Raw genomic sequence first — 11,904 nt, 5'->3', positions numbered from 1 at the left:
GCGGAGCCCTCGCCCGCGCGTACCGGCGTGTGCGGCGTCCGGTCCCCGCCGCCGGGTGCGGGAGTGGCGTCAGAGTACGGCCACCGGTGCGACCGGCGTGCCGGTCCCGCCGACGAACGGCTCCGCCATCGCCGACAGCAGGAACGTGTACCGACGCTCTTGTGCACAGGCTGTGGACAGTTCCTCCAGATTCCAGTTCTGGCCCTGCATCATGCCCATCTCCACGAGGTCGAGCGCGTGAACCGCGAGCCACAGGTTCTCGATCTCCGGCGGGAAGATCTCGAAGGTGAGGGTGTCGTTCGCGACGGCGGCGACGTCACGGGCGTGGAACCACTCGGGGGTGCGCACCGACAGGCCGGGCGAAGGGAACGCGTAACCGTGCCGGTCGCCCTCCAGGCACAGCCGCACCTGCCCCGTCCGTACGAGGACGATGTCGCCGGCGCGGACGGTGACCCGGCCGTACTCCGCGGCCTCCTCCAGGTCCTCCGGCGTGACGGCGTGGTCGACGGGCAGCCGGTCCAGCCCCTTCGCCCGTGCCACGTCCAGCAGTACGCCCCGTGAGACCACGGGCGTGGCCTTGTCGATGCCGCTGAAGCGGGCGCGGTCGTGCGGCGTGATCGTGTCGGCCGGGCGGCCGTTGTAGATGCGGCCCGAGTGCGAGGCATGGGTCAGGGCGTCCCAGTGGGTGGCCGCCTGGAGCCCCATCGTCACGGTGTCGTCGCTGGTGGCGATCGTCCCGGGCCCGAAGAGCTCCTGGTTGATCTGGACCATCGTGTGCAGCGGGTTCACCCGGCCCGGGATGACGCCGGTCTGCACACCGTCCTGCCGGAGGGGGAGCGCGAGCGGCACGCGCCGGCCGCTGCGCACCGTGGCGGCGGCGTTCCTGACCACCTCGCCGGTGATCAGGTTCAGGGTGCCGATCTCGTCGTCCGCACCCCAGCGCCCCCAGTTGTTGACGCGTTTCGCGATGTCGTGGAACGCGGCCGGCAATGACATCTGGCCTCCCGGGGCTTGTGCTCGTGCGGCGGACTGGGCCTAGAATCTAACGGTCCGTCAGAAATTGCGGGAAGGGGCCGGTCGTGGGGAACTTCTTGGCAGGCAGGGCCGTCGCCGTGACCGGGGCGGGCCGTGGCATCGGGCGCGCGGTGGCGCTGGCCTGCGCGGCAGAGGGGGCGAAGGTCGTCGTCAACGACCACGGCGTCTCGATCGACGGTTCCTCGCCCACGTCGGCCGTGGCCGACGGCGTCGTGAAGGAGATCGAGGCCGCCGGCGGCACGGCCGTCGCCGTGGCCGACGACATCGCGACGATGGCGGGCGGGGCACGGGTCGTGGACGTGGCGCTCGCCGAGTACGGACGGCTCGACGGCGTCGTCTGCGTCGCCGGCATCCTGCGCGAACGGATGCTGTTCAACATGTCGGAGGACGAGTGGGACCCGGTCCTCGCCACCCACCTCAAAGGCACCTTCACGGTCTTCCGCGCCGCGTCGGCGGTGATGCGGGCCCAGAGGTCCGGCACCCTGATCGGCTTCACCAGCGGCAGCCACCAGGGCAGCGTGTCGCAGGCCAACTACTCCGCCGCCAAGGGAGGCGTCATCTCGCTGGTCCGCAGTGCGGCGCTCGGCCTCCACAAGTACGGGGTCACGGCCAACGCGGTGGCCCCGGTGGCCCGTACCCGCATGTCGGCGAACGTCCCCATGGAGCTCAAGGAGATCGGCGACCCCGAGGACGTCGCCGCCCTCGTCGTCTACCTGCTCTCCGAGCGGGCCCGCGCCGAGCGGATCACCGGGCAGGTCTACACGATCGCCGGCCCCAAGATCGCGGTCTGGGCGCAGCCGAGGGAGCTGCGGGCCGCCTACGGGGAAGGGCCCTGGACCCCCGACCGGATAGCCGACTTCCTCCCCGGCACGGTCGGCACCGACCCGATGCCGCTGCTGGAGCGGCTGGACGCGCCCCGTGGGGGCGGCACCGCCCGCGCCGACACCGCCCGCGCCGACACCGCCCGCGCCGACACCGCCCGCGCCGACACCGTCCGGCGCCCCGGCGCCCGGCCCCAGGACTGAGCCGCCGCCGTGGAACTCACCACCTCCCGGGCCGGCACGATCCACGGCGGCTCGGACGAGAGCCGGTGGAACACCGTCGCCGAGCGGATGCTCGGCCTGCCGAAGGAGCCGTGATGAGAGGTGTCGTGTTCGACGGTGAACAGGACGAGGTCGTCACGGACCTGGACGTACGGGACCCGGGGCCGGGTGAGGTCGCCGTCGACATCGCGGCAGCCGGGCTCTGCCACAGCGACCTGTCGGTGATCGACGGGACGATCCCCTTCCCCGTGCCGGTGGTGCTCGGCCACGAAGGCGCCGGCGTCGTCGCGGCGGTCGGCCACGGGGTCGGCCATGTGGCCCCCGGCGACCATGTCGCGCTGTCCACCCTCGCCAACTGCGGCGCCTGCGCCGACTGCGACCGCGGGCGCCCCACCATGTGCCGCCGGGCGATCGGCCGTCCGGACCGTCCCTTCTCCCGGGCCGGCACGCCGCTGTTCCAGTTCGCCTCCAACTCCGCTTTCGCGGAGCGCACGGTCGTCAAGGCCGTGCAGGCCGTGAGGATTCCCGCGGACATCCCCCTCACCTCGGCCGCGCTCATCGGCTGCGGCGTCCTGACCGGTGTCGGAGCCGTGCTCAACCGGGCCGAGGTGCAGCGCGGTGACACCGTCGTCGTCATCGGCACCGGCGGCATCGGGCTCAACGTCCTCCAGGGTGCCAGGATCGCCGGTGCCTCCGCGATCCTCGCCGTCGACACCAATCCGGCCAAGGAGGCCGTGGCACGGCAGTTCGGCGCGACGCACTTCCTCGGGTCGGCCGACGGCGTGCGCGACATCCTGCCGACCGGCGCGGACCATGTCTTCGAGTGCGTCGGCAGCGCCGCGCTCGTGCGGCGGGCGATCGAACTGCTCGACCGGCGCGGCCAGGCGATCCTGCTCGGGATGCCCGCCCCGACGGCAGAGGCGTCCTTCCTGCCCGCTTCGATGTTCCTGGACAAGTCGGTGCTCGGCTGCCGTTACGGCTCCTCCCGTCCGCAGCACGACATCGCGCTCTACGCCGGTCTGTACCGCCGGGGCGGCCTGCTGCTCGACGAACTGGTCACCGCCACCTACCCCGTCGAGGACTTCGCCAAGGCGGCGGAGGACGCGAGGCAGGGCCGCGTGGCGCGCGGTGTGTTGACGTTCTGAGTCCCCGAGGTACGGGGCCCCGAAGAAGAACGCAATATCGTGACGAGCGACCAGACGCAGGGCCCGCGCCCTCGGTATCCGCCACCTGGCGCGGTCATCATCGACCGACGCGGCACTGAAGGGTGGCCCCGGCCGGGCCGCCGACCGTAGGCTCACGGGACCGGGGCCGCGCGCGGCCCCACAGGTCCCGGGGCCGTGGCAGAGCGGCCCATTGCGATCGGCGTGGGGGAGGCCCTTCCCACGCCGACTGACGGGGTAAGGGGCGGGCCTGCCCCTCCCTGTCCGCGGGTTCGAATCCCGCCGGCTCCGTGACCGCCGGCCCTGGTCCGCACGCCCGGCCCGGAGTCCACGCCCTGTGCTTCCCGCCCCGCCCCGCCCCGCCCGGCGTCAGGCGCTGCCCGCGCTCGCGCGGAAGGTGCGCCGGTACACCGTGGGCGGGACGCCGAGTGCAGCCTGGAGATGCTGGCGCATCGACTGGGCCGTGCCGAAACCCGCGTCCCGCGCCACCTGGTCCACCGACAGGTCCGTGGACTCCAGCAGATGCCGGGCCCGTTCCACCCGTTGCTGGGTGAGCCACTGTCCCGGGCTGATGCCGACCTCCTCGCGGAAGCGGCGGGTGAAGGTCCGCACGGACATCGATTCCTGGTCGGCCAGGTCCCGCAGTTGCAGCGGCTCGTGCAGCCGGTCGAGCGCCCAGGCGCGGGCGGCCGTGGTGGTCGCCAACTGCGGTTCCGGCACAGGCCGGTGGACGTACTGGGCCTGGCCGCCGTCGCGGTGCGGCGGTACGACGGTCCGGCGCGCCACCTCGTTGGCGACGGCGGCGCCGTGGTCGCGGCGCACGACGTGCAGGCAGAGGTCGAGTCCGGCCGCGACCCCCGCCGATGTGAGCACGTCGCCGTCGTCGATGAACAGGACGTCCGCGTCGACCTTGACGGAGGGGAACATCCGCTGGAAGTGCTCGGCCGCCGACCAGTGCGTGGTGGCGGGGCGGCCGTCGAGATACCCGGCGGCGGCGAGTACGTATCCGCCGGTGCAGATGGACACCATGCGGGTGCCGGGCCGGATGTGCGCGAGGGCGGCCGCCAGATCTTCGGGGAGCCGGCCCTCGTCGTAGACCGGCCCCAGCTCGTACGACGCCGGGACGACGACCGTGTCCGCCGTGGCCAGCGCCTCCGGCCCGTGCTCGACGTTCACGGCGAAGTCGGCGTCCGTCAGGACCGGCCCCGGCCTGATGCCGCAGGTGACGATGTCGTACAGGGTGTTGCCCGCGGCGTCCTTGGCCCGGCCGAAGATCCGGTGCGGGATGCCGAGCTCGAAGGGGAGCAGGCCGTGCAGCGCCAGGACCACGATCCGGTGCCTCTTCGCAGCAGTCATGGCCCGATCCTATCGAATGCTGTCCTCCGGGCCACTCGTTGTGGACGGACCCCGGACCGGAAGCTGGGTGACGTGACCCAGACAACCGCTCACAGCACCGGCTCCGAGCTGCCGCTTCGCCGCCCGCCCCGTATCCACCGCGCCTGGTTCGTCGCGGCCGTCACCTTCGTGACGATCATCGGCGCCGCGGCCTTCGCGTCCCTGCCGGGTCTGCTGATCGAGCCGCTGCACGAAGACTTCGGATGGTCGCGGGGCACCATCGGCTTCGCCGTGTCGGTCAACCTGGCCCTGTACGGGCTGACCGCGCCGTTCGCCGCGGCCCTGATGGACCGCTTCGGCATCCGCCGGGTCGTCGCCGTCGCGCTGAGTGTGATCGCGATCGGGTCGGCGCTGACGGTGACGATGACCGCGGCCTGGCAACTGGTCCTGTACTGGGGCGTCCTCGTCGGTCTCGGCTCAGGCTCCATGGCGCTCGCGTTCGCCGCGACGGTCACCAACCGGTGGTTCGTGCAGCGCCGCGGGCTGGTCACCGGCATCCTCACCGCGGCGGGCGCGTCCGGGCAGCTCGTCTTCCTGCCGCTGCTGGCCTGGCTGGTCGAGAACCACCGCTGGGAGCCCGCCTCCATCACCGTCGCGCTCTCGGCGCTGGCCGTCGTCCCCTTCGTCTGGCTGCTGCTGCGTGACCACCCGGCCGATGTGGGCCTCGCCGCGTACGGCGCCGAGGGCTTCACGCCCAAGCCCGAACCGGTTCCCGGCGCGGCGCGCAGGGCGCTCACCGTTCTCTTCCGGGCCGCCCGCACCGGTCCGTTCTGGCTGTTGGCCGGCACCTTCGCGATCTGCGGCGCCTCGACGAACGGCCTGGTCAAGACACACTTCGTACCCGCGGCGCACGACCACGGCATGCCGATCACCGCTGCCGCGTCGCTGCTCGCCGTGATCGGTGTCTTCGACATCGTCGGCACGATCGCGTCCGGCTGGTTCACCGACCGCTTCGAGGCGCGCCGCCTCCTCGCCGTGTACTACGCGCTGCGCGGCGTCTCACTGCTCTTCCTGCCCATGCTGCTGGCGCCGTCGGTCGACCCGCCGATGGTCTTCTTCATCGTCTTCTACGGGCTCGACTGGGTCGCCACCGTGCCTCCGACGATCGCCCTGTGCCGCGAGCACTACGGCGACGACAGCGCGATCGTCTTCGGCTGGGTACTGGCCTCCCACCAGGTCGGCGCGGCGGTCGTCGCCTTCGCGGGCGGCGTCGCCCGCGATGTCTTCGGCTCGTACGACGTGGTCTGGTACGCCTCCGGCGCCCTGTGCGCGGCGGCGGCCCTGATGGCGCTCGTCATCCGCCGCAAGCCGCTCCCGAAGGTGGTCCCGGCCGTCACGCCCTAGCGGCGGCGGATCTCGACCATGAAGCACCCGAACGGGCCCGCACGTGCACCAGCGCCACCGCCGGATCGGTGAAGACGTCCCGAAGGACGCCGTCCACCTCGGCGGCCCGCTCCCGGGGAAGCTGGACCAGCGTCCCGCCGAGGATGCGCCCGCCGGCGTCGTACGCGCGCAGCACCCTGCGCGGGCCGTGGAGCCCGACCGGGTAGCCGGGCCCGGACGTCTGCCCCGCGCACTCCTCCGTGTGGACGAAGACGGGCCCGCACTCGTCGTACGGTCCCGGCTCCGCGCCGGTCCCGGCCGCCCAGCGGCGCAGCGGCGCGTACGCGACGAGCGCGATGCGCTCGCCCGCCTCGCTGTGCCGCAGGCAGCAGCGGAGCGGGGCGCCGCCCTGCGGGTCGACGGCGGGGCGCGGGACGAGTCCCGCGTCGTCACGTTCCCGCAGCTGCTTCAGGACGGTGGGGTCGATGGCGAGGGATTCGTAGGTCGTCGTGGTCATGCGACCAGCATCCGCGGCGGGACCGGCCTGCACCGGCGGCTATCGGACGTCGAACCGCCCGAACCGCCCGCGGTGGAACAGCAGTGGCGCGCCGTCCTCCTCGGCGTCCAGTGCCGCCACCCGTCCGACGACGAGAAGGTGGTCGCCGCCGGTGTGCACGGCCTGGACGGTGCAGTCGATCCAGGCGGGCGCACCGTCCAGCAGCGGCGCGCCGGTGACGGGCGCCGGCCGGTACGCGACCCCCGCGAACTTGTCCGCCCCGCTCACGGCGAAGCCCCGGCACAGCGCGCCCTGGTCCTCGCCGAGGATGTTGACGCAGAAGCCTCCGGCGCGGGCGATCCGTGGCCAGGTCGTGGACGTGCGCCCCACCATGAAGACGACGAGCGGCGGATCGAGCGACAGCGAAGCGAACGACTGGCAGGCGAACCCCGCCGGCCCGTCCTCACCGGCCGCCGTCACGACGGTCACCCCGCTGGCGAAGTGCCCCAGCACCCGCCGGAACTCCTCCCTGCCGACGGGCACCCGTTCGTCCTCCCCGACGGCTCGCAGTACGGGCGCGGACAGCGCCTCGTACGCCCCGACGGTGGGCGCACCGGCGGAACGGAGGTAGCGAACGGCGGTGGCGGCCATGGCGGCGTGTCCCATCACGCCTCCATTGAAACTGACGGAGCGTCAGAACAGAACCCCCGTGGCGTGGCTCCCGGTGCCGGGGTAGTGTTCCGGTTGCTTGAACGTGTTCAATTCGGGGGTTGCGAGTGAGGGACGAACCGCGCGGCAGCCGGATGGGAACCGGGCTGTTCGCCTCCGCGTCCGCGTTCGGCGCGCAGGTCGTCGTGCTCATGGTGGGGCACTGGTGGCTTCCCGTGCAGGAGGAGACCTACTACGCGCCGGGACCGGCCGTCGGGCTGCTCTTCGTCGCTCCCCTCGCCCCGCTGTTCCTTGCCGTCGTCGGCTTCGGCCACGCACTGGCGATGTCCCTCCCCGCGATCCTGCTCGGCCGCCTCGCCGCCCGACGGCGCCCACCCGCCTGGTGCTGGAGCCTGGCCGCAGCGGCATCGCTCTCCTTGCTGTACGCGCTGCTCGCGTGGGTGAACGGCGCGTCGTATCCCGTCGCTCTGCTGTGGACGCTGGGCTCGAGCGTGCTCCCCATCCTCTTCGGGCACCATGCGATACACCGCGCGGCCCTCGGCGGACCGAGGCTCCACCGGCGGCTGATCGGTGAACTCACCCTGGGCACCGCCGTCTGTGCGGCTCTGGCCATGGGCCTGATCACGCTCGGGCTCCGGACCGGCCACCTCAAGCAGTACGAGCCCCCCGAGATCAGCCGTACCGACGCTGTGGGCACGTGGCGCATCGATGGTGGCGGTACGGAGGTCCGTCTCGTCGCGGACGGCCGTGGGTCCTTCCGCAGCCTGCCGTACTTCGGATCCACCGTGGGGGAAACGGAGTTCTGCGACGGCGACGGCACCTGGTCGTGGCGCGGGCACGGCCCCGATGACCGGGACGCCGTCGAGTTCACGGTCCAGGGCTGCCAGGACGCGCGCGACCGATGGACGTTCAGCGGTACCCGGGACCGTCTCGAACTCTTTGTCGTCATCGGTGACCCCGACTCGGGTGACCTCTACATCCTGCGCAAGGGGTGACCGGCACAGGTACCGGGCTCGGGCACTGCGCCGCCGGGGTCAGCCCGCACGGTCGAGGGGCTCGAACGCGACGCTGAGCCGTGCCCCGAGCGCTGCCGCGAGCCGTTCCAGCAGCGGCAGCGTCGGCATGGTGCCGCCCGCTTCGAAGCGCGCCACCGAGGGCTGCTGGAGGCCGGCGGCGCGAGCGAGCTGGTCCTGGGTCATGCCGAGTGCCACTCGCCGTTCGCGCACCCCGCGACCGAGTTCGTAGCGGATACGGGCCGCGTCGTACGCGTCACGGACTTCGGGGTGGGCGACGATCTCGTCCCACAGCTCCGCCCACGGCTTCCGGTCGTTCATGGCCTCACTCCTCGTCCGCCGTGTGCTCCTCGGCCATGCATGCGCGCATGGCTCACAGCGCCCGTTCGACCTCGCCGGGTTCCCGCATGCGTTGCTTGCGGAAGGCAGTCAGCTCGATCGTGGGGTCGGGCCTCGGAACCTACCGCCCCTCGAAACGCGCCGCCCTGCGCTCCACGAAGCTCGCCACGCCCTCCTGGGCGTCGCGGGTGGTCATGTTGAGTTCCTGGGACACGGCCTCCGCGGCGAAGGACGTGGCGCGGTCCCCGTCCAGGGAGGTGTTCACCAGGTGCTTGGTCAGGGCGAGCGCCCGGGTGGGGCCGGCGGCCAGGCGGGCTGCCCACTCGCGGGCCGTCCGCTCCAGATCCGCCGCGGGGACGACCCGGTTGACGAGGCCCATGCGCAGCGCCTCCGGCGCGGGGAGGGCGTCCCCGAAGAACATCAGCTCCTTCGCGCGCTGCGGACCGATCAGGCGCGGCAGCAGATACGCACCGCCGCCGTCCGGTACCAGCCCCCGGCGTACGAACACCTCGATGAAGCGGGCCTCTTCCGCCGCCAGGACCAGGTCGCAGGCGAAGGCCAGATGCGCGCCGATGCCGGCCGCCGTGCCGTTGACCGCCGCGAGCACCGGCTTCTCGCAGTCCAGCACCGCCCCGATAAGCCGTTGCGCGCCGAGCCGGATGGTCCGGGCGATGTCCCCCGGGACGTGTTCACGCGGGGGCGCCCCACGAAGGTCCGCGCCCGCGCAGAAGCCCCGCCCCGTCGCCGTGACGACGACGGCGCGCACCGCCGGGTCGGACGAGGCGGCGGCGAGCAGGTCGATGATCCGCTCCCGCTGCTCCCAGGTGAGGGCGTTCATCACCTCCGGGCGGTCGAGGGTGATCCAGGAGACGCCGTCCGACAAGGCGTGCCGCACGTCAGGGCTCACCGGCACACCGCCAGCGCGTCCAGCGCCACCGCGCCCTGCCCGCGGGGAAGCACCATCAGCGGGTTGACGTCCAGTTCCGCGAGCTGGTCGCCCAGTTCGAGCGCCATCCGCTGCACCCGCAGGATCACCTCGACGAGCGCGTCCACGTCCACCGGCGGGCCGCCCCGTACGCCTTCGAACAGTGCCCGGCCGCGCAGTTCGCCGAGCATGGCCCGCGCCTGGTCCTCGCCGAAGGGCGGGACGCGTACGGCGGTGTCGTGCAGCACTTCGACCAGCACCCCGCCGAGGCCGACGGTCACGGTGGGGCCGAACAGCTCGTCCGGCGAGACCCCGACGACCATCTCGACGCCCCGCTCCACCATCTGGCACACCAGCACGCCGTCGAGGTCCACGCCCTCGTAGCGGGCGATGTCGGTGAGTTCGCGGTAGCTGTCGCGCACCTGGCTCGCCGAGGTGAGGCCGATCTTGACGAGGCCCAGCTCGGTCTTGTGCGCGAGCTGCGGCGCCGACGCCTTCATCACGACCGGGTAGCCCACCAGGGCCGCCGCCCGTACCGACGCCGCCGCGCTCGTCACCAGCTGTTCGCGGGGCACGCGGATCCCGTAGGCCCGCAGCAGCTGCTTCGCCGCGTGCTCGCTGAGCTGCTCGCCGGGCCGCATCAGCGCCTGCGCCTTGCGGTACGACGGGGAGGGGGTGCGCGGCGCCTCGTCGAACGGGGAGCGGTAGCGGGCCGTGAACCGGTGGTGGGACAGATGGGCGCGCACGGCGGTGATGCAGTTGGAGAAGGTGCGGAAGGTGGCGACACGGGAGGAGCCGAGCAGCGTGGTCCGGTACGCCTCCTCCGTGCCGGCCGGTGACCCCCACACCACGCACACCAGCTTGTCGGTGGCCTCCGCCGCGTCCACCAGGTCCTGGGCCAGCCGGTCGCTCATCGGCGGGAAGGGGCCGGTGATCGGGCAGATCAGCACGTCCACGTCCGGGTCGGCGAGGATCGCGTCGATGATCTTGCGACCGCGGTGGTCGCCCACCGGATGTCCGCCGTTGTCGATGGGGTTGGAGACGTTCAGATAGGGCGGTATCCACTGGTGCAGTTCGGCCTGCCGGGCGTCGCTCAGCCGGGGGATCCGCAGTCCCGCCGCGGTCGCCAGGTCCGCGAAGTGCGCGCCGGTGCCGCCGGAGATCGAGTAGACGGCGACACCGTCACCGACCGGGCGCCGCGCACGTGCCAGCAGTGCCGCGGTGTCCTGGAGTTCGTCGAGCCCGTCGACGCGGATGACGCCGAACTGCCGCATCGCCGCGTCCACGACCTGGTCGCTGCCGGTGAGTTTGCCGGTGTGCGAGGCGGCCGTCCGTGCGCCGGTGTCGGTGCGGCCGACCTTGACGGCGACGACCGGCACCCCGCGCCGGGCCGCCCGGTCGGCGGCGAGCAGGAAGGAGCGCCCGTCCTTCAGTCCCTCCACGTAGCAGGCGATGGAGCCGACCTCCGGGCGTTCGGCGAAGTACGAGATGAAGTCGGCGGTCTCGAGGTCGGCCTCGTTGCCGGTGGGCGCCCAGTGGGACATCCGTACGCCGAGTTCCTGCATGGTGAACACGGGCCGGCCCTGGTGGCCGGACTGGGTGATGAGCGCGATCGCCGGCCCTTCGAGGTCGTCGCGGAACGTCTCGAAGGCGTTGAGATTGGTGTTGGGGCCGAGCAGCCGTACGCCCGCGCGCTCCACGGCCGCCGCGAGTCGCGCCTGTGCTGCGGCGCCCTGGTCGCCGGTCTCCGCGTACCCGGAGGCGAACGCGACGGCGAAGGGCACCTTGGCCTCGCCGAGTTGGGGGATCAGCGGGAGCGGGTCGCGGACGAGCAGTACGGCGAGGTCGACGGGGACGGGCAGATCGGCGACGGAGGGTACGCAGTCGAGGCCGAAGACGGAGGTCCGGGTGGGGTGCACGGGGTGCAGGCGGGCGCCGACGCGGGCGGCCCAGCCGACGAGTTGGCGGGTGATGCCGGTGTTGGGCCTGCCCTCGGTGTCCGAGGCCCCGACGACCGCGACGGAGGAGGGGCGGAAGAACCGGTCCAGGTCGGGCACCGGCGCGTGCAGGGGCCGGCCGCTCACATCGAGGTCGCCTGCGGAGGCGGTGGGTCCGGCGGCTTCGTGGACGGCGTTTCCGGGGCGGTCGCCGCAGGCGACGACGCGCGCGCGAAGGTCGGAGGTGAGGGTGCCGTGAGTTGATCCGAGCATCGCTGGTCTCCGCTCCTGCTCGATGGCCGAGCTGCCCGGCCGGTTAACTGACGCATAGTCAGGTTAGCGAACTGACTGGTAGTCAGGAACCGTCGTGCGGCGCTTGAACGTGTGCGGCCCGTACGTCACGGTTGGCGCGTCGCGCCGCTTCGGGATGCCCGGGGAGCGGGCCGCTGCCTGCCCCGACCGGGGGCGCCGCGCCTCGATCTCCCTGTGGCCTGGGGTACTCCCACGGCCGCCAGGCCGTAGGGGGAGGTCGAGGGCACACGCGGAGCGCGGTACGGGGGCCGGGG

Annotated in this window: 11 protein-coding genes and 1 tRNA gene; 5 read left to right on the top strand and 7 right to left on the bottom strand. The window is 72.7% G+C overall.

Annotation, left to right across the window (positions count from 1 at the left end):
- Positions 1-69: 69 nt before the first annotated feature.
- Complete coding sequence (locus tag ACTMTU_RS21455) at positions 70-996, bottom strand: cyclase family protein (protein WP_441265118.1); 927 nt, start codon at positions 994-996, stop codon at positions 70-72.
- Between the two features lie 83 nt (positions 997-1,079).
- On the opposite strand from ACTMTU_RS21455, the gene ACTMTU_RS21450 reads away from it, so the two are divergent.
- From ACTMTU_RS21450 to ACTMTU_RS21440, 3 genes are all read left to right on the top strand, one after another.
- Positions 1,080-2,060 carry an SDR family oxidoreductase gene (locus ACTMTU_RS21450; protein ID WP_441265117.1) on the top strand — a complete coding sequence of 327 codons (981 nt, stop codon included), beginning with the start codon at positions 1,080-1,082 and terminating at the stop codon, positions 2,058-2,060.
- A gap of 113 nt (positions 2,061-2,173) precedes the next feature.
- Positions 2,174-3,223, top strand: coding sequence for a Zn-dependent alcohol dehydrogenase (locus ACTMTU_RS21445; RefSeq protein ID WP_441265116.1), 1,050 nt, complete (start codon positions 2,174-2,176; stop codon positions 3,221-3,223).
- 189 nt (positions 3,224-3,412) lie between these two features.
- Positions 3,413-3,532: transfer RNA gene (locus ACTMTU_RS21440), tRNA-OTHER, on the top strand.
- Positions 3,533-3,610: 78 nt separating this feature from the next.
- On the opposite strand, the gene ACTMTU_RS21435 is transcribed toward ACTMTU_RS21440, so the two are convergent.
- Positions 3,611-4,597, bottom strand: coding sequence for a GlxA family transcriptional regulator (locus ACTMTU_RS21435; RefSeq protein WP_441265115.1), 987 nt, complete (start codon positions 4,595-4,597; stop codon positions 3,611-3,613).
- A 72-nt stretch (positions 4,598-4,669) separates the two neighbouring features.
- Here ACTMTU_RS21435 and ACTMTU_RS21430 point away from each other — a divergent pair, with 72 nt between their 5' ends.
- Positions 4,670-5,980 carry an MFS transporter gene (locus ACTMTU_RS21430; RefSeq protein ID WP_441265114.1) on the top strand — a complete coding sequence of 437 codons (1,311 nt, stop codon included), beginning with the start codon at positions 4,670-4,672 and terminating at the stop codon, positions 5,978-5,980.
- Here the strand turns inward: ACTMTU_RS21430 and ACTMTU_RS21425 are convergent.
- Positions 5,970-6,476 carry a DUF1203 domain-containing protein gene (locus tag ACTMTU_RS21425; RefSeq protein ID WP_441265113.1) on the bottom strand — a complete coding sequence of 169 codons (507 nt, stop codon included), beginning with the start codon at positions 6,474-6,476 and terminating at the stop codon, positions 5,970-5,972. The two genes, ACTMTU_RS21430 and ACTMTU_RS21425, sit on opposite strands and share 11 nt — an antisense overlap.
- 39 nt (positions 6,477-6,515) lie before the next feature.
- Complete coding sequence (locus ACTMTU_RS21420; protein ID WP_441265209.1) at positions 6,516-7,106, bottom strand: flavin reductase family protein; 591 nt, start codon at positions 7,104-7,106, stop codon at positions 6,516-6,518.
- 125 nt (positions 7,107-7,231) lie between these two features.
- On the opposite strand from ACTMTU_RS21420, the gene ACTMTU_RS21415 reads away from it, so the two are divergent.
- Positions 7,232-8,119: a hypothetical protein gene (locus tag ACTMTU_RS21415; RefSeq protein ID WP_441265112.1), complete on the top strand. Its 888-nt coding sequence runs from the start codon at positions 7,232-7,234 to the stop codon at positions 8,117-8,119.
- A 39-nt stretch (positions 8,120-8,158) separates the two neighbouring features.
- Here ACTMTU_RS21415 and ACTMTU_RS21410 read toward each other — a convergent pair whose 3' ends face one another.
- The 3 genes from ACTMTU_RS21410 to ACTMTU_RS21400 form a co-directional block, all read right to left on the bottom strand.
- Positions 8,159-8,458, bottom strand: a complete 300-nt coding sequence (locus ACTMTU_RS21410) for a helix-turn-helix transcriptional regulator (protein WP_441265111.1) — start codon at positions 8,456-8,458, stop codon at positions 8,159-8,161.
- A 139-nt stretch (positions 8,459-8,597) separates the two neighbouring features.
- On the bottom strand, positions 8,598-9,389 hold the full coding sequence (locus ACTMTU_RS21405) for an enoyl-CoA hydratase/isomerase family protein (protein WP_441265110.1): 792 nt from the start codon (positions 9,387-9,389) through the stop codon (positions 8,598-8,600).
- The gene (locus tag ACTMTU_RS21400; protein WP_441265109.1) at positions 9,380-11,611 is read right to left on the bottom strand and encodes an acetate--CoA ligase family protein; all 2,232 of its coding nucleotides are present in this window, start codon (positions 11,609-11,611) and stop codon (positions 9,380-9,382) included. Before ACTMTU_RS21400 ends, ACTMTU_RS21405 begins: the two co-directional genes overlap by 10 nt.
- Positions 11,612-11,904: the final 293 nt, after the last annotated feature.

This window comes from Streptomyces sp. OZ13, from assembly GCF_052068155.1.
Lineage (GTDB): Bacteria > Actinomycetota > Actinomycetes > Streptomycetales > Streptomycetaceae > Streptomyces.
The sequence above is the reverse complement of the archived record's forward strand: the minus strand, read 5'-3'. Positions and strand labels throughout refer to the sequence as shown.